The organism is Geodermatophilus sp. DSM 45219 (genome assembly GCF_900104025.1).
Classification (GTDB): Bacteria; Actinomycetota; Actinomycetes; order Mycobacteriales; family Geodermatophilaceae; genus Geodermatophilus.
This window is the reverse complement of record NZ_FNIQ01000008.1, coordinates 176,194-194,690: the sequence shown is the minus strand read 5'-3', so window position 1 is coordinate 194,690 and position 18,497 is coordinate 176,194. Positions and strand designations below refer to the sequence as shown.

The following is an 18,497-nucleotide window of genomic DNA, read 5'->3' as shown; positions in this document are numbered from 1 at the left end:
CGCACTTCCGGGTGACAGTCACGAGGGCCTCGGCCAAGCTCCCGGCATGAGCCGTCTCGCCGAGGTCGACCTGTCCGTGCGGCTGTCGAAGAAGGAGGCCAAGCAGCAGCTGGCGCAGGCCCAGGAGCGCCTGGTGCACCTGCGGCTGCTGCTCGGCGGCCAGATCGGCGCCGGTGAGCTGGGCCCGCCGCTGTGCGTGCTGTTCGAGGGCTGGGACGCCTCGGGCAAGGGTGGGGCGATCAAGCGGCTGGTCGAGCAGCTGGACCCGCGGCACGTGCGGGTGGCCCAGTTCGCCGCCCCCACCTTCGACGAGAAGCGGCACCACTTCCTGTGGCGGTTCTGGCCGGTGCTGCCCGGCTGGGGCGGCATGGCCGTGCTCGACCGCACCTGGTACGGCCGGGTGCTGGTCGAGCGGGTGGAGGGCTTCGCCACCGAGGAGCAGTGGCGGCGGGCCTACGGCGAGATCGTCGACCTGGAGACCACGCTGGCCGCCGAGGGCACGGTGCTGGTCAAGTTCTGGATGCACGTCTCCCCGGGGGAGCAGCTGCGCCGCTTCGAGTCCCGCCGCGACGACCCGTACCGCGCGTGGAAGCTCACCGACGAGGACTGGCGCAACCGGGAGAAGCGCGGTGCCTACGAGGCCGCCGTCGAGGAGATGCTGGAGCGCACCGACATCCCCGCCGGCCCGTGGCACGTCGTGGCCGCCGACGACAAGCGGTGGGCGCGGGTGGCCGTGGTCCGCACCGTGTGCGAGGCGGTCGAGTCCGCGCTGCGGGCCCGCGGCGTGGACCCCGACGCCCCGCTGCCCGGGGCCGCCGCATGAGCGTGCTGCTCCACCTCGTCGAGCCCGCTGCCTGGCGGACGGCGCTCGACGCCGGGGCGCTGCGCCCGCCGTCCCTGGCCGCGCAGGGCTTCGTGCACCTGTCCACGCCCGAGCAGGTGCACCTCCCGGCCGCCCGGCTGTTCCCGGGGCGGCGGGACCTGGTGCTGCTCGTCGTCGACCCCGCCCGGCTGGCCGACCCGGTGCGCTGGGAAGCCGGCCTGCCCGGGGACCCGCCCGGGATGCGCTTCCCGCACCTGCACGGCCCGCTGCCGACCAGCGCCGTCGTCGCCGTCGTCCCGTACCGGCCGCCCACCGAGCCGGTCCTCCCCCGGCCGGACGACGCGCTCGGCCGCGCCCTCGCGCTGACGCTGTCGGTGCGCACCCGGCGGGCGGCCGAGGTCCGCGACGTCCCGGGCGGCGTCGCCGTGCTGGACCCGGCGTTCCCCTGCTCGCGCGACGACAACCGGCTGGTGCTCACCGGCCCGGTGGACGCCGGGACCGTGGCGACCTCGGCCGCCGAGGTCGCCGCCGACGCGGGCTGGCCGCACCGCGCGGCGACCCTGGCCCGGCCCGGTGCGGCCGACGTGGCCGCGGAGCTGTCCGGCCGCGGCTGGCAGGTCGACGAGCTGCTGGTGATGGCCCGCCCGGGGACGCCCCCGGCGCCGCCCGCGCGCCGCGCCGAGGTGGTCGACCAGCGGGAGGTGCACGACCTCTGGGAGCGCTCGTGGCGGCGCGACCTGCCGCCGTCCGAGGGCGCCCTGGACGAGGTGGTCGCCCAGCTGGTGGGCCGCGAGCACCGCAACGACCGGGTGGTCGCGGTGACCGACCTCGCCGTCCGCGAGGGAGGCCGGGTCGTCTCGGCCGGTCAGCTGCGGGTGGACGGCGCGACCGCCGCGTTCGAGTCGCTGAACACCGACCCGGCGGCGCGGGGACGCGGCCACGGGGACGCCGTGCTGGCCGCGGCACTCGACCGGGCCGCCGACGCCGGCTGCGACCTCGTGGTGCTGGAGGCCGACGCCGCGGACTGGCCGCGGCACTGGTACGCCCGGCGCGGCTTCGTCCCGGTGGGGTCCACGTGGGAGGTCTCGGCACCCCGCCGTTAGGTGGCCTCGTCCAGGGGCCCGCCTCGAGCCTGCGAGGGGTGGGGAGGACGGGGTCCTTCTTCAGGCGGGTGCGACGACCGAGAGCAGCAGGTAGGCCACCGCGGCCGAGGGCAGCAGCGAGTCCAGCCGGTCCATGATCCCGCCGTGGCCGGGCAGCAGCTGCCCCATGTCCTTGATGCCGAGGTCGCGCTTGATCAGCGACTCGCCGAGGTCACCGGCCGTGGCGCTGACGGCGAGGGCGACGCCGAACAGCACCCCGCCCCACCAGGGCCCGCCGAGGGCCAGGGTGACGATCGGGGTGGCGACCAGCACGCAGGCGAGGACCGACCCGGCCATCCCCTCCCAGGACTTCTTCGGGCTCACCGAGGGGGCCATCGGGTGCTTCCCGAACAGCACGCCCGCGGCGAAGCCACCGACGTCGTTGCCGACCACGGTCGCGATGAAGACGAGCACCCGGGCCGCGCCGTCGTCGGGCACGAGCAGCAGGACGCAGAACCCGGCCAGCAGCGGCACGTAGAGGGCGACCAGGACGCCGGCCGAGGCGTCGCGCAGGTAGCCGTCGGGACCGTCGCCCAGCCGCCACAGCAGGACGGCGAGGACGGTGAGCAGGAACGCCACGACCAGCCCGGAGGGGCCACGGGTCCAGGCCAGGGCGATCATCGCCACGGCCCCGGCGAGCACCGGCACCAGCGGGGCGCGCACACCCCCGGACTGCAGGGCCCGGGTGAGCTCGACGACCCCGGTCAGGATGGCGATCCCGAGCACGAGCAGGAACGACGGCCGGTAGACCAGCAGCGAGACCAGGATGGCGGCGGCCAGGCCGACGCCCACGGCCACCGCGGCCACCATGTCGCGCCCGGCCCGGCCGGCCTTCCTCGCCGGCTCCGGGTGGACGAGGTCGGGGCCGACGGACTCCGTGGTCGAGGTGGGGACCTCGGCCTCCACGGTCGGGGCCGGTGCACCACCCTCCGCCGCTCCGCGCGCGGGGGGCGGCCCGGGCAGCTCGGCGGTCCCCGGCTCCTGGACCGGCAGCGGCGCGGTCCGCAGCTCGGTCACCGGCCGCGGCGGGAAGGGCGGCGGCGGTGCCGGGCGCCGTCCCCCGATGGGGATCGGCCCGGTCTCGGGGTCGGTGGTCATGGCGGGCGGACCGGTGGGCTCAGACCTCGAGCAGCTCGTTCTCCTTGTTCTTGACCGCCTCGTCGATGCCGTGCGTGTGCTTGGCGGTGAGGTCGTCGAGCTCCTTCTCCGCGCGGCGCACCTCGTCCTCGCCGGCCTCGCCGTCCTTGGCGATGCGGTCCAGCTCCTCCTTCGAGCGGCGGCGGATGTTGCGGATGGCGACCTTGGCGTCCTCGCCCTTGGCGCGGGCCTGCTTGACCAGGTCGCGGCGCCGCTCCTCGGTCAGCTGCGGGAAGACCACGCGGATGATCTGGCCGTCGTTGGTCGGGTTCACGCCGAGGTCGCTGTCGCGGATGGCCTTCTCGATGGCCGACAGCTGGGAGGTGTCGTAGGGCTTGATGACCGCCATGCGGGCCTCGGGCACGGTGATCGAGGACATCTGCGGCACCGGCGTCGGGGCGCCGTAGTAGTCGACCAGGACCTTGTTGAACATCGACGGGGCGGCGCGCCCCGTGCGCACCGAGCCGAGGTCCTCCCGCGCGACCGACAGGGCCTTGTCCATCCGCTCCTCGGCGTCGAGCAGGGTGTCGTCGATCACGGGTCTCTCCTCCTGGTGCGGCGGAGCGCTCCGCCGCGGGTGCGGGTGTGCGGGCTGACGACGGCGGCGCTCAGGCCGGGTCGCTGATCAGCGTCCCGATCCTCTCACCTGCCACGGCGCGGGCGATGTTGCCGTAGCGCAGCAGGTTGAAGACCACGATCGGCATGCTGTTGTCCATGCACAGGCTGATGGCCGTCGCGTCGGCGACCTTCAGCTGCTTGGCCAGCACGGTGCCGTAGTCGAGGTCCTCGTACATCACGGCCGCGGGGTTGGTCCGGGGGTCGTCGTCGTAGACGCCGTCCACCCCGTTCTTGGCCATGAGCAGCACCTGGCAGCCGATCTCCAGCGCGCGCTGGGCGGCCACCGTGTCGGTGGAGAAGTAGGGCATGCCGGCGCCCGCGCCGAAGATGACCAGCCGGCCCTTCTCCAGGTGCCGCACGGCCTTGCGCGGGATGTAGGGCTCGGCGACCTGACCCATGGTGATCGCGGTCTGCACCCGCGTCTCCAGGCCCACCTGCTCGCAGAACGCCTGGAGCGCCAGGCAGTTCATCACCGTGCCGAGCATGCCCATGTAGTCGGCGTGCCGGCGGTCCATGCCGGCCTGGGAGAGCTCGGCGCCGCGGAAGAAGTTGCCGCCGCCGACCACCACGGCGACCTGCGTGCCGCCGTGCACGACCTCGGCGAGCTGCGCGGCGACCCCCTCGACGATGTCGGAGTCCACGCCCACGTTGCCGCCGCCGAACGCCTCCCCGGAGAGCTTGAGCAGCACCCGCTTGTAGCCCGCGCCGTCGGCGGGCTCGAACGCGGTGGGTGCCGACAGGGGCACGGTGTCCTCAGGGGCGGCGGTGTCGGTCAACGGTCATCCCTCGCTCGTCGTCGTCCCCCTGATCCTGCCGCACGGGACGTGCGGCAGCTCGCGGGCAGGGGCCGTCCCGCGTCGGTGGCCGGACGCGCCACCGGCCCCGTCCCTGGTGGGACGGGGCCGGTGGGCGTCTACCGGTCGTGCTCGGTCGGACCGTCAGGCCTGGCCGACCTCGAAGCGGGCGAACCGCTCCACGGTCAGGCCGGCCTCGTCGACGATCTGCTTCACCGTGCGCTTGGGCTCGGTGATCGACGGCTGCTCGAGGAGGACGAAGTCCTTGTAGTAGGCGTTGACCCGGCCCTCGACGATCTTGCTGATCGCCTGCTCGGGCTTGCCCTCCTCCTTGGCGGTCTGCTCGGCCACGCGGCGCTCGGTCTCGACCGCCTCGGCCGGGACCTCGTCGCGGGTGAGGTAGCGGGGACGCGCCGCGGCGATGTGCATCGCCAGGCTGCGCGCCGCCTCCTCGCTGCCGCCGCTGTACTGCACCGCGACACCGATCGCCGGGGGCAGGTCGGTGGCCCGCTTGTGCAGGTAGGTGGCGGTCTGGCCGTCGAACACGGCGAACCGGCTGAGCACCAGCTTCTCGCCGATGCGGGCCGACTCGCCCTCGACCAGCGCCGCGACGGTCTGGCCGTCGACGTCGGTGGCCAGCAGGGCGTCGACGTCGGCCGGCTGCTGCGCCAGCACGACGTCCAGCAGGCGCTCGGCCAGCTTCACGAAGTCGGCGTTCTTGGCGACGAAGTCGGTCTCGCAGTCGAGCTCGAGCAGCGCGCCGCCCTTGCTCACGACGACGCCGTTCGTCGTCGAGCGCTCCAGGCGCTTGCCGACGTCCTTGGCGCCCTTGACGCGGAGCAGCTCGACGGCCTTGTCGTAGTCGCCGTCGGCCTCGGTGAGCGCCTTCTTGCAGTCCATCATGCCGGCGCCGGTGGCGTCGCGGAGACGCTTGACGTCGGCCGCGGTGAAGTCAGCCATGCCTCTTCCTCAGGAGTCTTTGTGCGTGGGTGGGCCTGGAAGGCCCCCTCACCCCCCGCCGCGAGCGTGCGAGCGGCGGGGGGCGAGGGGGTCCTTGCTCAGCCGTTCTGGGCGCCCTGGGTGCCGGTGGTCGTGTCGCCGGTGGCGGGGACGCCCTCCACCGGGGCGACCTCGGTCGCGGTGACGGCCGCGGGCTCCGCGGGGGTCTCCGGCAGCGGGGTGGCCTCGGCGCCGGCGTCCGCGGCAGGGGCGTCCTGCTGACCGGTGAGCAGCTCGCGCTCCCAGTCGGCCAGCGGCTCGTCGCCGCCGATCGCGGGCTGGGCGCCGTCCTCACGGCCGGCGTTGGCCTGCGCGGCCGAGCGGGCCATGAGGCCCTCGGCCACGGCGTCGGCGATCACGCGGGTCAGCAGGGCGGCGCTGCGGATGGCGTCGTCGTTGCCCGGGATCTTGTAGTCGACCTCGTCGGGGTCGCAGTTGGTGTCGAGGATCGCGACGACGGGGATGTTCAGCTTGCGGGCCTCGCCGACGGCGATGTGCTCCTTCTTGGTGTCCACGATCCAGACGGCGCTGGGCACCTTCTGCATGTCGCGGATGCCGCCGAGGCTGCGCTCCAGCTTGGCCTTCTCGCGGGTCAGGCCGAGCTGCTCCTTCTTGGACAGGCTGACCAGCACGCCGGTCTGCTCCATGTCCTCGAGCTCCTTGAGCCGCTGGAGCCTCTTGTGCACGGTCTGGAAGTTGGTGAGCATGCCACCCAGCCAGCGCTGGTTGACGTAGGGCATGCCGACCCGCTGCGCCTGCTCGGCGATGACCTCCTGCGCCTGGCGCTTGGTGCCGACGAACAGGATCGAACCGCCGTGCGCGACCGTCTGCTTGACGAACTCGTAGGCGTTGTCGATGTACCCGAGCGTCTGCTGCAGGTCGATGATGTAGATGCCGTTGCGCTCGGTGAAGATGAACCGCTTCATCTTCGGGTTCCAGCGACGGGTCTGGTGCCCGAAGTGGACGCCGCTGTCGAGCAGCTGCTTCATGCTGACGACTGCCATGGCCGCAGCCTCCCTGTTCTGCGCGCGCGGCCGCAGGGCCGCCCGCTCCTCGGTTGTCGCGGGCACCGGCTGGTGCTCGCCCTGGCGTCCGGGCCGCCACGACCCCGCGGAGGACCGGAGGGACCGGGGTGGCGACCGTCCCGCTGCTGCCAGCGGGCGAGAGGACACGCGAAGTCGACCCGCCACAGACGGGTCGCACCGGTCAGCATACGCCCCGCTGCAGGGCGCCCTCCCCAGTGGCCGGACCGTCCACAGACGGCCGTGCGGCACCCCACAGCCCGCCCCGTGACCGCACGCTCGCCCGGTGCGCCGACGGCTCCTCGCTCCCCTGCTCCTGGTGGCGGCTGCGCTGCTGCCCTCGGCCGGACCGGCCGTGGCCGCACCGGCTCCGGAGGCCGACGTCCCGGCCGCCCTGTGGGCCAGGCCGGTGGACGGCGGCGTGACCCGCCCCTTCGACCCGCCGCCGGACCGGTACGGCGCCGGGCACCGCGGCGTCGACCTCGCCGGTGCACCCGGCTCGGCGGTGCTGGCCGCCGGGGACGGCGTCGTGGTCTTCGCCGGGATGGTCGCCGGGCGGCCGGTCGTCAGCGTCGACCACGCCGGGGGCCTGCGGACGACGTACGAGCCGGTCGACGCCGTGGTCGGTGCGGGGCAGCCGGTGGCCCGCGGCACCGTGCTCGGGACGCTGGCCGCCGGCCACGCGGGGTGCCCGGTGGAGGCCTGCCTGCACTGGGGGCTGCGCCGCGGCGAGGACTACGTGGACCCGTTGTCCCTGCTCGAGCCGCCCGCGGTCCGGCTGCTGCCGATGTACTGACGCCTGGACGAGGCGCCGGCTCAGGCGATGGCCCGGGCCCGACTCCGCGCTCCGGTCCGTGCCTCGCTCGTTCCTCGCTGCGGTGCTCCCAGAGCTGTCGTCACGCGATGTCGGCGAGCTTGGTCCGCAGGTGCAGCACGGCCTTGGTGTGCAGCTGGCAGATCCGGCTCTCGGTGACCCCGAGGACGCGGCCGATGTCGGCCAGGGTCAGGCCCTCGAAGTAGTAGAGGCTGACCACGACCTTCTCCCGCTCGGGCAGCTGCTCCACCGCGCGGGCCAGCAACTGTCGGGCCTCGCCGTGCTCGGCCATCGCCTGCGGGTCCAGCGCGCTGGTGTCCTGCAGCGTGTCGACCAGGCGGGGGGCGCCGCCCTCATCGTCGGAGAGCAGCTCGTCGAGGGCGACGACGTTGACCAGGGAGAGCTGGCCGAGGAACTTGCGGACGTCCTCGACGTCCATGTCCATCTCGGCGGCCACCTCCTCCTCGGTGGGGCTGCGCTGCAGCCGGCTCTCGAGGGTGGCGACCGTGCGCTCGAACTGGCGGGCCTTCATCCGGACCGACCGCGGGATCCAGTCGGTGCTGCGCAGCTCGTCGATGATCGCGCCGCGGATGCGGGCCATCGCGTAGCTCTCGAACTTGACCTCGCGCGAGGGCTGGTAGCGGGTGATGGCGTCGATGAGGCCGAAGGTGCCGTAGGAGACCAGGTCGGCCTGCTCGACGTGCGCGGGCAGGCCGCTGCCGACGCGACCGGCGACGAACTTGACCAGCGGCGCGTAGTGCAGGATCAGCCGGTCGCGCAGCTCGGGCGCCCGGTCGGCGACGTACGCGGCCCACAGCTCGGACAGCGCGGCGTCGGCGTCGTCCGGGGTCTCGTCGAGCCGGTGGATGGCGGCCTCGGTCACGGTCTGCGCTCCCGACTGTCGGAGGCCCCTGGCGGGTGTCCTCGGGGTGGGCACGGTGGTGGTGCGCGATCCGGTGGCGCGCAGGCCAACTGTCTCATCCACGGGCGGCGGTCCTCTCAGGCGCGCGGGTGCGCTTGCGCGTGGACGGCACGGAGCCGCTCGACGGTGACGTGCGTGTAGATCTGGGTGGTGGCGAGGCTGGCGTGCCCCAGCAGCTCCTGCACCGAGCGCAGGTCCGCGCCGCCCTCCAGCACGTGCGTGGCCGCGGAGTGCCGCAGGCCGTGCGGACCGATGTCCGGAGCGCCGGGTGCGGCGGCCACGGCCGCGTGGACGGTGCGGCGGACCTCGCGGGCGTCCAGGCGGCCGCCGCGCAGACCGAGCAGCAGCGCGGGGCCGGAGCGGTCGGTGGCCAGCGCCGGCCGGCCGCGGGTCAGCCAGGCGTCGAGCGCCCGCTCGGCCGGGGCGCCGTAGGGCACGCTGCGCTCCTTGCGCCCCTTGCCGAGCACGCGCAGCAGGCGGCGGCCGCGGTCGACGTCGTCCACGTCGAGCCCCACGAGCTCGCTGACCCGGACGCCGCTGGCGTAGAGCAGCTCGAGCACCACGGCGTCGCGCAGGCCGACCGGCTCCTCGGCGCCGGCCGCGGACTCCACGACGGTCCGCGCCTGGTCGGGTGCGAGCACGTCCGGGAGCGTCCGCTGCGCCTTGGGGCTGACCAGCCGCAGGCCGACGTCCTCCGGGGTCAGCCCGGCCCGGCGCAGCCAGCCCGTGAACGAGCGGGCGGCGGCCGCACGGCGGGCCGTGGTCGCCCGGCCCGCGCCCCGGGTGCGGCCCTGGGCCAGCCAGCTGCGCAGCGTCGCCAGGTCCAGCTCGTCCACCCGTGTCCCGCCGCGCCGGGCCAGGTGGTCGAGCAGCCAGACCGCGTCGCCGACGTAGGCGCGCAGCGTGTGCGCGGACAGGTCGCGCTGGGTGCGCAGGTGCTCCTCGTAGCCGGTCAGCGCCTCCGCCAGCACCGGCGGCAGCGCGGCGCGCGCGTCGGCGGTGCGGGGGGTCACCCGGAAACGGTCGGACGCCGCCCCCCGCGGGTCAAGCCGAAGCGCCGACCCGGCGTCCCCTCACGCCGTTCCCTCCCCTGCCGTCACCCCCGCCCCGTCGCGGTGGCCGGCTCCGGCGGTGGGGCCAGCCGCCACCCCGCCTCGGTCCGCTCGACCAGGTCGGCGAGCTCGAGCACCGGCAGCACCCGCAGCACGTCGAGGACGTGGCAGCCGGCCACCCGGGCCAGCCGCTCGGGGCTGACGCCGGTGCGGACCGGGCAGGCGTCGAGCACCCGGACCGCGACGTCGGAGAGCCCGTCGCGCGGGATGGTGGGACGCTCCGGAGGGTCGGCGAGGTCCTCCCCCAGCCTGCCCACCGCCTCCACCACGTGCGTGGCGTCGGCGACCAGCACCACCCCCAGCTCGGCGTCGCGCAGCAGCTCGTGGCAGCCCACCGACATCGCCGAGGTGACCGGCCCGGGGACGACCATCACCTGCCGGCCCAGCTTCTGCGCCCGCCGCGCGGTGGCCTGGGCACCGGAGCGGGCCGCCGCCTCGACGACCACCGTGCCGCGGGTGAGCGCGGCGATGATCCGGTTCCGCACGAGGAAGCGGTGCTTGAGCGGCGCGGCTCCGGGCGGCCACTCGCTGACCAGCAGCCCTGCCTCGGCGATGCGGTGGAACAGCGCACCGTGCGCGGCCGGGTAGACCCGGTCGACGCCGCAGGCCAGCACCGCGACCGTCGGGGCGTCCGCGGCCAGCGCACCGCGGTGCGCGGCCGCGTCGATGCCGAAGGCCCCGCCGGACACGACCGTCCAGCCCCGCTCCCCCAGCTGGTGGCCGAGCTCGGCGGCGACGTGCTCCCCGTACGCGGTCGAGGCCCGGGCACCCACGACGGCCACCGACCGGTCGGCCACCTCGTCGAGCCGGGCCGGGCCGCGGACCCACAGCCCGAGCGGTGGCACCGGTGCGATCGCCCGCTTCGACTGGTGCCGCGGGTCGTCGGGCTCCTCGCTCGTCGCGACGGTGAGGCAGTGCAGCAGGGAAGCCGGCCACTCGTCGTCCTCGGGCACCAGCAGGCGCGCGCCGCAGCGCTCGGCCCGCAGCAGGTCCTCCAGCGAGGCGTCCTGCTCCGCGCGGACACCGGCGAGAGCCCGGACGGCGTCCGACGCGCGCCCCGACCGCAGCCGGCGCACCGCCTCCACGGGTCCGGTGTCGGCCACGAAGCGCCAGAAGGCGACGCTGCCGGGTTCGGCCGCCCGGCTCAGCCACGCCCGGGCCCGGCGCACCGCCGGCGTGGCCTGACCGTCGTGCGCGCCCGCCTCGACCAGGCCCTGCTCCATGTCCTCGTCGAGGCTCGGGAGCGCGCTCATGCCGCGGCCCGCTGCAGCCGCAGGCCGAGTGCCTCGGCGACGTCGTCGGGACCGGGGACGGCCCGGCCGGCCAGGTCGGCGAGCGTCCAGGCCACCCGCAGCACGCGGTCGTAGCCGCGCACCGACAGCGCACCGCGCTCCAGCGCCCGCTCGACCAGCCGCAGGGCCGACCGCGGTGGCGACCACCGCTCCCGCAGCAACCGGCCGGGCACCTGGCTGTTGACGTCCAGGCCCGTCCCGGCCAGCCGGGCCGCCGCCGCCGCGCGGGCCTGCGCGACCCGGGAGGCGACCACCGCGCTGGCCTCCGGTGTCGTCCCGGCCTCCAACCACGCGGCGCGCGTGACCGCCGGCAGGTCGACGCGCAGGTCGATCCGGTCGAGCAGCGGGCCGGACAGCCGGGACCGGTAGCGCCGGCGCTCCAGCGGGCTGCAGGTGCAGGCGGCGTCCCCCGCGGCGCTGGCGCACGGGCAGGGGTTGGCCGCGAGGACCAGCTGTGCGCGGCACGGGAAGGTGGCCGCGCCACTGGCGCGCGAGATCGTCACCGACCCGCGCTCGAGCGGCTGCCGCAGCGTGTCGAGCACCGCGCGGGGGAACTCCGGCGCCTCGTCGAGGAACAGCACCCCGCGGTGGGCGCGGCACAGTGCGCCGGGGCGGATCAGCCCCGAGCCACCCCCGACCAGGGCGGCCATCGTCGCCGAGTGGTGCGGGGACTCGAACGTCGGGCGGGTGACCAGCGGGGAGTCCGGCGGCAACGTGCCCGCGACCGAGTGGATGGCGGTGACCTCGAGGGCGGCCTGCTCGTCCAGCGCGGGCAGCAGGCCCGGCAGGCGCTCGGCCAGCATCGTCTTGCCCGCACCCGGCGGACCGGTGAGGAACAGGTGGTGCCCGCCGGCGGCGGCGACCTCGACCGCACGGCGGCCGATGGGCTGGCCGACGACGTCGCCCAGGTCGGCTCCGGGCGGCGCCGGCGGCAGGGCCGACCGGGTGTGCCGCGGCAGCGGCGTGCGCCCCTCCAGATGGGCGACGACCTCTGCGAGCCTGCCGGCGGCCAGCACCTCGACGTCCTCGACCAGGGCCGCCTCCCCGGCGTTGCCCGCCGGCACCACGACGGTGCGGTGACCGGCCCGGGCGGCGGCGAGCACGGCGGGCAGCACGCCGCGGACGGCGCGCACCGTCCCGTCGAGCCCCAGCTCCCCGAGGAAGACCAGCCCGGCCACCGCGTCGGCGGGGACCGCGCCGTCGGCCGCGAGCACCGCGGCGGCCAGGGCCAGGTCGAAGCCGCTCCCCTGCTTGGGCATCGACGCCGGGGACAGCCCGATGGTGATCCGCCGCAGCGGCCACCTCCCACCGGCGTTGACCACGGCTGCCCGCACGCGGTCGACCGACTGGCGGACGACGGCGTCGGGCAGCCCGACGAGCACCACACCGGGCACCCCGGCGGACAGGTCCACCTCGACGTCGACCATCGCCCCGTGCACCCCGGCCAGGCCGACCGACCAGGTCCGCGCCAGCGTCACGAGAACGCCGCCCGCAGGTGGGTGACCAGCGCGGGGCCCTCGCCGCGCACCAGCACGCCGACGACGTCGAAGCGCAGCTCGCGGGCGTGCTCGTCGTGGGCGGCGAGCCAGCGCTGCGCCAGGGTCCGCAGCCGCCGTTGCTTGACGTACCCGACCGCCTCGACGGGGTGGCCGAACCCGACCGCACGCCGGGTCTTGACCTCGCAGAAGACCAGCGCGTCGCCGTCGCGGGCCACGATGTCCAGCTCGCCGTCGCGGCAGCGCCAGTTCCGGTCGAGCACGCGCAGCCCGTTGTCGGTCAGGTAGGCGGCGGCGATGCGCTCACCGTGGGCGCCGAGGTCCGATGTCGTTCGCACCGGCCGACCATCACCGGCCGGTACGTACCGGGACGGCCTCGCGGACGATCTGTGGACGGCGCCGGGCCCTGTGGACGCCGGCGCCCGGGACGTCGCCGGGTCGGGCCAGCCTCAGGCCCGTGACGCGCGGATCAGGTCAGCCGGGGACCGTCGGGCAGCTCGAGGTCGGGCTTGTCCAGCTCCTCGACGTTGACGTCCTTGAACGTCAGCACGCGCACGTTGCGCACGAACCGGGCCGGCCGGTACATGTCCCAGACCCAGGCGTCGGAGAGCTTGAGCTCGAAGTACACCTCGCCGGCCGCCTCACGGACCTGCAGGTCCACGGAGTTGGCGAGGTAGAAGCGCCGCTCGGTCTCCACCACGTAGGTGAACTGCCGGACGATGTCCCGGTACTCGCGATAGAGCTGCAGCTCCATCTCGGTCTCGTACTTCTCCAGGTCCTCGGTGCTCATCGCGGCTCTCCGGACACAGGGCGCATGGACCCATCATCGACCATGGCCCCGGAGCCGGTGAGGTGGACTCCCCGCGCGGCGCGCGCGTCGCGGGCGCGGGCCACGTTGACGAAGCGCATCCGGTGCTCCGGGCAGGGCCCGTACCGCTGCAGGGCGGCGTCGTGCGCGGCCGTGGTGTAGCCCTTGTGGACCGCGAAGTCGTACTCCGGCCAGCGCTCGTGCAGGTCCAGCATGATCCGGTCCCGCGTGACCTTGGCCAGCACCGAGGCCGCCGCCACGCACGCCGCCACCCGGTCGCCCTTCCACACCGCGAGGGTGGGCCGGGCCAGCCCCGGGACCGGGAAGCCGTCGGTGAGCACGTAGTCCGCGCCGGGGTCGAGGGCCCACACGGCGCGGCGCAACGCCTCGATGTTGGTGACGTGCATGCCGCGCGCGTCGAGGTCGGCGACCGGCAGGACGACCACCGACCACGCCAGCGCCCGGTCGACGACCTCCTCGTAGACCCGGTCGCGGGTGGCCGCGGTGAGCAGCTTGGAGTCGGCCAGACCGGGGACCCGACCCCGGCGGCCGGGCGGGAGCACGCAGGCAGCGGCGACGAGCGGACCGGCGCAGGCACCGCGGCCGGCCTCGTCGGCGCCGGCGACCGCGCCGAACCCGCGGCGGCGCAGCGTGCGTTCCATGTCCCACAGGGCGTCGGTGCGGTCGTCGGCGGGCGTCCCGGGGCGGAGGCGGCTCGGCGGCCCGGGAGGAGCGGGGGTGGTACGGAGAGCCATCGCGGTCCGACAGTACGACGCCCGAGGGACGCTCTCCGCAGCCGCCGGACCCCGGGAACGCCGCAGGGCCGGCCCCCGGGGTCAGAGGGGGCCGGCCCTGCGGGCGCCCGGCCGTCGGAGCGGCCGGACGGCCGCCCTCCAGGCCCCACCTCTGGGCCTGCGAGGCGTGGGAGGGAGGGCGGCCCCGTCCAGGGGTTCGCCGTGAGCCTGCGAACGGCGAGGAGGACGGGGTCCTTCCTCAGGCCTCGGCGGGCGCCAGGGCGGCGTGGGCGCCGCAGGTGCAGGCCGGCGTGCGCGAGGACAGGACCAGCGAGACCGCGTGCGCCCGGTCGCGGGCACCCAGCTTGCGCAGGATGGCCTTGACGTGGGACTTCACGGTGTCCTCGCTGATGAACAGGTTGCGCCCGATCTGCCGGTTCGACTGGCCCTGGAGGAGCTCGTCGAGGACGTCGGACTCGCGGCGGGTCAGCGGCACCTCGGGGGCGAACGGCTTCGCGGCGGGCACGGCCGACGGCTCGACCCGGCGGATCTGCGGGTCCACGACGGTGCGGCCGGCGCGGGCGGCCAGGATCGCCCAGCCGAGGAGGGTCGGCGAGGTGTTGATCATGAGGTAGCCCCGGACACCGGCAGCCAGCGCCTCGTTGACCACGGCCGGGTCCTCGGAGGTGCCCAGGGCCACGATGGTGACCCGGGGGTACCGGCGGCGCAGGTCGCGGCAGGCGTTGAGGGTCGCGGCGCGGCCCTGGCCCAGTTCCACGACCACCGCGTCGGGGCGGGCGGTCTCGACGAGCGTGAGGGCGCGGCGCAGCTCGCCCGGAGTGCCGACCGACTGCATGCCGGCGGTCTCGTTGACCATGCTCACCAGCCCACGCCGCAGGACGGGCGCGTCGGCGAGGATGAGCACGCGGGTGACGCCACGGGCGGCGCTCGCCAGGGGTGCGGTCACGACTTTCTCCGTTTCACACGTTCGGGGAACTTCTCACGATCTCCATCGGACGGGTGAGACGGCTGCTTGAACGCTTTTCCAACATTTCTCGAAACAATTCTTGCCCACCGGTCGATCGATTACCGGATCCCAGGGGTAACGCGCGAATGGTGACTGGCGGCATTCGTGTCGACATGGCGACGCCATTCCCCCGGAGACGACTCGACCCGCACACCGGGGGGTCCGGGGTGCGGGTCGAGGTTCGGTGGCGGAGTCGCTCAGCCGGCGCGGGACCGGGACCGCCGCCGGCGCCGCCAGAGGGTCAGCGGCACCGCGCCCACGAACCCGAGCGCGTACGGGGCCGCGATCGCGGCGGGACCGGAGACCGGCAGCGGGCGGTCGGGGGCACCGGCTGCCTCGGTGCCCTGGATGTCCGGAGACCCGAGGGTGCCGAACCGGTCCAGCGGCCAGACGATCAGCGCGGCCTTGCCGATGACGTCGTCCACCGCGACCGTTCCCGAGAACTCGTCCCCGACGTGCTGCCGCGAGTCCGCCGAGGCCGACCGGTGGTCGCCCATGACCCACAGCCGGCCCTCGGGGACGGTCACGGCGCTGAACGCCCGGCTCTCCAGCGGGGTGTCCTCGAAGACGTAGGGCTCCTCGAGCGGTTCGCCGTCCACGGTGACCCGGCCCTCGGCGTCGCAGCACTGCACCGTCTGACCGCCGGTGGCGATGACCCGCTTGACGAAGTCGTCCTCGCTCGGCGGGGCCACCCCGATGGCGCGGCCAAGCCACAGCAGGGCGCTGGAGACGGCGTTGCCGGGCTCGTCGATCTGCACCTCGGGCGACCAGCTCTCCGGGCCCTCGAAGACGACGATGTCGCCCGGCTCGGGCTCGCCGAACCAGTAGGGCACCTTGTTGACCAGCACGCGGTCGCCGGTGCAGCCGGGACAGCCGTGCAGGGTCTGCTCCATCGAGCCCGACGGGATGAAGAACGCCTGCACGAGGAAGGTCTTCACCAGCAGGGCGAGCACGAAGGCGACGAGCAGGAGCACCGGGAGCTCGCGCAGCAGGGAGCCCTTCTTCGCCGCCTCCTGCTCGCGCCGGCGGGCGCGGCGGCCCTGGGCCGGGCGGATGGGGCCGGTGTCGGCGGTGGACCCGGTCACCCCGGGGTCCTCACCCTCCGGGACGACGTCGGCGGGCCCCCTGGGCCGGTCGCTGCTCATCGGAGCCAGCGTACGGCCGTGGGGGACCCGCCGCGGTCAGGCCGGAACGCCGGCCGGCGTCGTGTCAGCGCGCGACGGTCTCGCGCTTCTCCTTGATCTTGGCGGCCTTGCCGCGCAGCTCGCGGAGGTAGTACAGCTTGGCGCGACGGACGTCGCCGCGGGTCAGCACCTCGATCTTCTCCACGACCGGGGTGTGCACCGGGAAGGTGCGCTCGACACCGACGCCGAAGCTGACCTTGCGGACGGTGAAGGTCTCGCGGACACCGCCGCCCTGGCGACGGATGACGACGCCCTGGAAGACCTGGATCCGGGAGCGGTTGCCCTCGATGACGCGCACGTGCACCTTGACGGTGTCACCCGGGCGGAACGCGGGGATGTCGTCGCGCAGCTGCTCGGCGTCGAGTACGTCCAGGGTGTTCATCGCGGCAGTCCTGTCCTAGCGGTCGTGTCGTTGCGGTGCGGACAGCAGGCGCCCCCGGGCTGTCCGTTCCGGGGAGCTGCACTCCTGGGAGGAGCTCGGCCTCGACGCAGTGATGCGTCCGCAGCAGCTCTCTACTGTGCCACACCTTCAGCCGACGAAGCGCGGCGGCCCTGTCCACGGGCCGGCGGACAGCTCGGGCAGCAGGTCGGCGAGCTCGCGGGGCGCGAAGGTCGCGCCGGCGGCGGCCACCTCCGCGGCACTCCACCAGCGGTGCGGCTCGGCGCCCAGCACCTCCAGCTCCGTGCGCCCGCTCGCGTCGACCTCGTGCACGACGTCGCGGAGCACGAAGAAGGTCTCCCGCGAGTCGATCTGCACGCCGGCGAAGGGGCCGACGTGCCGCCGGAACCACACCGGGCCCTCCAGCTCGCCGGGGTCGACGACCAGGCCGATCTCCTCGGCCAGCTCGCGGGTCGCGGCCTCGCGCACGCCCTCCCCCGGTTCCACGCCGCCGCCGGGGGTGTACCAGAACAGCACGTCGCCGGGCGGGACGGCGGGGTCGGTGAGGCGGGCACCGAGCAGCAGCACCCGCCCGGATGGGTCGAGCACCACCACGCGGGCGGTGGGTCGCACCAACGGTCGTCCGGCCACCCCGGCGTCAGTTCCCGTCGAGGACGGCGCGGTCGGCGTCGGACAGCGCCGCGTCGGGCAGGGCGGCCAGCAGGTCCGGACGCCGGGCCGCCGTGCGGCGCAGCGACTCCGCGCGCCGCCACCGGGCGATCGCGGCGTGGTCACCCGACAGCAGCACCGGGGGGACGTCGTGACCGCGCCAGGACGCCGGCCGCGTGTAGGAGGGCCCCTCGAGCAGGCCGTCGGCGTGCGAGTCGTACTCGACCGACTCGCGGTTGCCGACGACGCCGGGCAGCAGGCGGGTCACCGCCTCGACCATCACCAGCACCGCGGACTCCCCGCCGGCCAGCACGTAGTCGCCGATCGACACCTCGGAGACCGGCCCGGCGTCCGCGGCCCAGTCGGCGACCCGCTGGTCGATGCCCTCGTAGCGCCCGCAGGCGAAGACCAGGCCGGGCTCGGCCGCCCACTCGGCAGCCGTCGCCTGGGTGAAGAGCCGGCCGGCCGGGGTCGGCACGATCAGGCGGGTGCCCGGCGGGCGGACCGCCTCGATCGCGCGGGCCCACGGCTCGGGCTTCATCACCATGCCGGGGCCGCCGCCGTAGGGGGCGTCGTCGACGGTGCGGTGCAGGTCGTCGGTCCACTGCCGCAGGTCGTGGACGCCCACGCCCACCAGGCCGCGCTCGGCGGCCCTGCCCAGCAGCGACTGGCGCAGCGGGGCGAGGTACTCGGGGAAGATCGTGACGACGTCGATGCGGAACGGCCCGCTCACAGGTCGAGCAGCCCCTCGGGCGGGTCGACCACCACGACGCCGCCGGGGACGTCGACGGTCGGCACGATGGCCGTGACGAACGGCACCAGCAGCTCCCCGCCCTCGACCCGGCGGACGACGAGCAGGTCGGCGCCCTCGTGGCGGACGGCGCCCACGGTGCCGAGCTCGGTGCCGTCGGGCAGCCGGGCGGTCAGGCCCACCAGCTGGTGGTCGTAGTAGACGTCCGGGTCCTCCAGCGCGGGCAGGTCGGCGAGCGGCACGTGCAGCTCGGTGTTGCGCAGCTCCTCGGCCGCCTCGCGGCTGTCGACGCCGTCGACGGCCAGCAGGAGGACCTCGCGGTGCCAGCGGCGGCCGGCGACGGTGAGCGGCCCGCGGTCGGCGGGCTCGGTGCGCAGGACCGCGCCGGGGGCGAAGCGGAGGTCGGGGTCGTCGGTGCGGACCTCGACGGTGACCTCACCACGGACACCGTGGGGCCGACCGATGCGGCCGACCACCACGGTGTCGGTGGGGTCGTCTGGCTGGGTGCTCACCAGGGTGGTGCTCAGGGAGAGGCGCTCAGCGCCCGTCGGTGTCGACGACGTCGACCCGCAGGCCACGGCCGCCGACACCGGTCATCACGGTGCGCAGCGCCTTGGCGGTGCGGCCGCCGCGGCCGATGACCTTGCCGAGGTCGTCGGGGTGCACCCGGACCTCGAGGGTCTTGCCACGGCGGTTGCTGAGCAGGTCGACCGTGACGTCCTCGGGGTGGTCGACGATGCCCTTGACCAGGTGCTCGAGCGCCTCTTCCAGCAC

22 protein-coding genes are annotated in these 18,497 nt (G+C 75.0%); 3 read left to right on the top strand and 19 right to left on the bottom strand.

The features are described from left to right. Positions 1–46: 46 nt before the first annotated feature. A complete protein-coding gene (locus BLR12_RS22390; protein WP_091382616.1) occupies positions 47–823 on the top strand; it encodes a polyphosphate kinase 2 family protein in 777 nt (258 codons plus the stop codon). Continuing rightward, on the top strand, positions 820–1,926 hold the full coding sequence (locus BLR12_RS22385; RefSeq protein WP_091382614.1) for a DUF952 domain-containing protein: 1,107 nt from the start codon (positions 820–822) through the stop codon (positions 1,924–1,926). The genes BLR12_RS22390 and BLR12_RS22385 overlap by 4 nt, the downstream gene beginning before the upstream one ends. A gap of 60 nt (positions 1,927–1,986) precedes the next feature. On the opposite strand, the gene BLR12_RS22380 is transcribed toward BLR12_RS22385, so the two are convergent. The 5 genes from BLR12_RS22380 to rpsB all read right to left on the bottom strand — a co-directional run bounded on the left by BLR12_RS22380 (position 1,987) and on the right by rpsB (position 6,517). Further along, entirely contained in the window at positions 1,987–3,063 is a 1,077-nt protein-coding gene (locus tag BLR12_RS22380) for a phosphatidate cytidylyltransferase (protein WP_091382612.1), read from the bottom strand. 19 nt (positions 3,064–3,082) lie between these two features. Beyond that, the gene (gene frr, locus BLR12_RS22375) at positions 3,083–3,640 is read right to left on the bottom strand and encodes a ribosome recycling factor (RefSeq protein WP_091382610.1); all 558 of its coding nucleotides are present in this window, start codon (positions 3,638–3,640) and stop codon (positions 3,083–3,085) included. Between the two features lie 70 nt (positions 3,641–3,710). Next, positions 3,711–4,466, bottom strand: coding sequence for a UMP kinase (pyrH, locus tag BLR12_RS22370; RefSeq protein WP_304440651.1), 756 nt, complete (start codon positions 4,464–4,466; stop codon positions 3,711–3,713). Between the two features lie 192 nt (positions 4,467–4,658). Continuing rightward, positions 4,659–5,474, bottom strand: coding sequence for a translation elongation factor Ts (tsf, locus tag BLR12_RS22365; protein WP_091382608.1), 816 nt, complete (start codon positions 5,472–5,474; stop codon positions 4,659–4,661). Positions 5,475–5,572: 98 nt separating this feature from the next. Next, positions 5,573–6,517, bottom strand: a complete 945-nt coding sequence (gene rpsB / locus BLR12_RS22360) for a 30S ribosomal protein S2 (RefSeq protein ID WP_091382606.1) — start codon at positions 6,515–6,517, stop codon at positions 5,573–5,575. Positions 6,518–6,821: 304 nt separating this feature from the next. Between rpsB and BLR12_RS22355 the strand changes: the two genes are divergently transcribed. Then, positions 6,822–7,331, top strand: coding sequence for a murein hydrolase activator EnvC family protein (locus tag BLR12_RS22355; RefSeq protein ID WP_091382603.1), 510 nt, complete (start codon positions 6,822–6,824; stop codon positions 7,329–7,331). Between the two features lie 100 nt (positions 7,332–7,431). Here the strand turns inward: BLR12_RS22355 and whiG are convergent, their stop codons facing one another. From whiG to BLR12_RS22285, 14 genes are all read right to left on the bottom strand, one after another. Beyond that, positions 7,432–8,232 carry an RNA polymerase sigma factor WhiG gene (gene whiG, locus BLR12_RS22350; RefSeq protein ID WP_143018835.1) on the bottom strand — a complete coding sequence of 267 codons (801 nt, stop codon included), beginning with the start codon at positions 8,230–8,232 and terminating at the stop codon, positions 7,432–7,434. 116 nt (positions 8,233–8,348) lie between these two features. Further along, positions 8,349–9,284 carry a tyrosine recombinase XerC gene (locus tag BLR12_RS22345; protein WP_091382600.1) on the bottom strand — a complete coding sequence of 312 codons (936 nt, stop codon included), beginning with the start codon at positions 9,282–9,284 and terminating at the stop codon, positions 8,349–8,351. Positions 9,285–9,367: 83 nt separating this feature from the next. After that, complete coding sequence (gene dprA, locus BLR12_RS22340; protein WP_091382599.1) at positions 9,368–10,636, bottom strand: DNA-processing protein DprA; 1,269 nt, start codon at positions 10,634–10,636, stop codon at positions 9,368–9,370. Continuing rightward, positions 10,633–12,153 (bottom strand): YifB family Mg chelatase-like AAA ATPase, encoded by a 1,521-nt coding sequence (locus tag BLR12_RS22335; RefSeq protein WP_091382597.1) that lies wholly within the window; start codon positions 12,151–12,153, stop codon positions 10,633–10,635. The genes dprA and BLR12_RS22335 overlap by 4 nt, the downstream gene beginning before the upstream one ends. Beyond that, complete coding sequence (locus BLR12_RS22330) at positions 12,150–12,509, bottom strand: YraN family protein (RefSeq protein ID WP_091382595.1); 360 nt, start codon at positions 12,507–12,509, stop codon at positions 12,150–12,152. The genes BLR12_RS22335 and BLR12_RS22330 overlap by 4 nt, the downstream gene beginning before the upstream one ends. Before the next feature lie 131 nt (positions 12,510–12,640). Then, the gene (locus tag BLR12_RS22325) at positions 12,641–12,961 is read right to left on the bottom strand and encodes a DUF2469 domain-containing protein (RefSeq protein WP_089304133.1); all 321 of its coding nucleotides are present in this window, start codon (positions 12,959–12,961) and stop codon (positions 12,641–12,643) included. After that, positions 12,958–13,734 carry a ribonuclease HII gene (locus BLR12_RS22320; protein ID WP_091382593.1) on the bottom strand — a complete coding sequence of 259 codons (777 nt, stop codon included), beginning with the start codon at positions 13,732–13,734 and terminating at the stop codon, positions 12,958–12,960. Before BLR12_RS22320 ends, BLR12_RS22325 begins: the two co-directional genes overlap by 4 nt. A 238-nt stretch (positions 13,735–13,972) precedes the next feature. After that, positions 13,973–14,680: a response regulator transcription factor gene (locus tag BLR12_RS22315; RefSeq protein ID WP_091382591.1), complete on the bottom strand. Its 708-nt coding sequence runs from the start codon at positions 14,678–14,680 to the stop codon at positions 13,973–13,975. A gap of 257 nt (positions 14,681–14,937) precedes the next feature. Beyond that, complete coding sequence (lepB, locus tag BLR12_RS22310; RefSeq protein ID WP_091382589.1) at positions 14,938–15,885, bottom strand: signal peptidase I; 948 nt, start codon at positions 15,883–15,885, stop codon at positions 14,938–14,940. A 64-nt stretch (positions 15,886–15,949) separates the two neighbouring features. Beyond that, positions 15,950–16,306 (bottom strand): 50S ribosomal protein L19, encoded by a 357-nt coding sequence (gene rplS / locus BLR12_RS22305; protein WP_091382587.1) that lies wholly within the window; start codon positions 16,304–16,306, stop codon positions 15,950–15,952. A gap of 147 nt (positions 16,307–16,453) precedes the next feature. Beyond that, positions 16,454–16,936: an NUDIX hydrolase gene (locus BLR12_RS22300; RefSeq protein ID WP_255363705.1), complete on the bottom strand. Its 483-nt coding sequence runs from the start codon at positions 16,934–16,936 to the stop codon at positions 16,454–16,456. Between the two features lie 25 nt (positions 16,937–16,961). Continuing rightward, positions 16,962–17,705 carry a tRNA (guanosine(37)-N1)-methyltransferase TrmD gene (gene trmD, locus BLR12_RS22295; protein ID WP_091382582.1) on the bottom strand — a complete coding sequence of 248 codons (744 nt, stop codon included), beginning with the start codon at positions 17,703–17,705 and terminating at the stop codon, positions 16,962–16,964. Beyond that, positions 17,702–18,235 carry a ribosome maturation factor RimM gene (rimM, locus tag BLR12_RS22290; protein ID WP_091382580.1) on the bottom strand — a complete coding sequence of 178 codons (534 nt, stop codon included), beginning with the start codon at positions 18,233–18,235 and terminating at the stop codon, positions 17,702–17,704. The genes trmD and rimM overlap by 4 nt, the downstream gene beginning before the upstream one ends. Positions 18,236–18,260: 25 nt before the next feature. Continuing rightward, positions 18,261–18,497: an RNA-binding protein gene (locus BLR12_RS22285; RefSeq protein ID WP_012949998.1), complete on the bottom strand. Its 237-nt coding sequence runs from the start codon at positions 18,495–18,497 to the stop codon at positions 18,261–18,263.

Bases quoted from the DNA above. Each gene is read 5' to 3' on its own strand.
- BLR12_RS22390 (WP_091382616.1), top strand. From the start codon at position 47: ATGAGCCGTCTCGCCGAGGTCGACCTGTCCGTGCGGCTGTCGAAGAAG.
- BLR12_RS22385 (WP_091382614.1), top strand. From the start codon at position 820: ATGAGCGTGCTGCTCCACCTCGTCGAGCCCGCTGCCTGGCGGACGGCG.
- BLR12_RS22380 (WP_091382612.1), bottom strand. From the start codon at position 3,063: ATGACCACCGACCCCGAGACCGGGCCGATCCCCATCGGGGGACGGCGC.
- tsf (WP_091382608.1), bottom strand. From the start codon at position 5,474: ATGGCTGACTTCACCGCGGCCGACGTCAAGCGTCTCCGCGACGCCACC.
- rpsB (WP_091382606.1), bottom strand. From the start codon at position 6,517: ATGGCAGTCGTCAGCATGAAGCAGCTGCTCGACAGCGGCGTCCACTTC.
- dprA (WP_091382599.1), bottom strand. From the start codon at position 10,636: ATGAGCGCGCTCCCGAGCCTCGACGAGGACATGGAGCAGGGCCTGGTC.
- BLR12_RS22325 (WP_089304133.1), bottom strand. From the start codon at position 12,961: ATGAGCACCGAGGACCTGGAGAAGTACGAGACCGAGATGGAGCTGCAG.
- BLR12_RS22320 (WP_091382593.1), bottom strand. From the start codon at position 13,734: ATGGCTCTCCGTACCACCCCCGCTCCTCCCGGGCCGCCGAGCCGCCTC.
- lepB (WP_091382589.1), bottom strand. From the start codon at position 15,885: ATGAGCAGCGACCGGCCCAGGGGGCCCGCCGACGTCGTCCCGGAGGGT.
- rplS (WP_091382587.1), bottom strand. From the start codon at position 16,306: ATGAACACCCTGGACGTACTCGACGCCGAGCAGCTGCGCGACGACATC.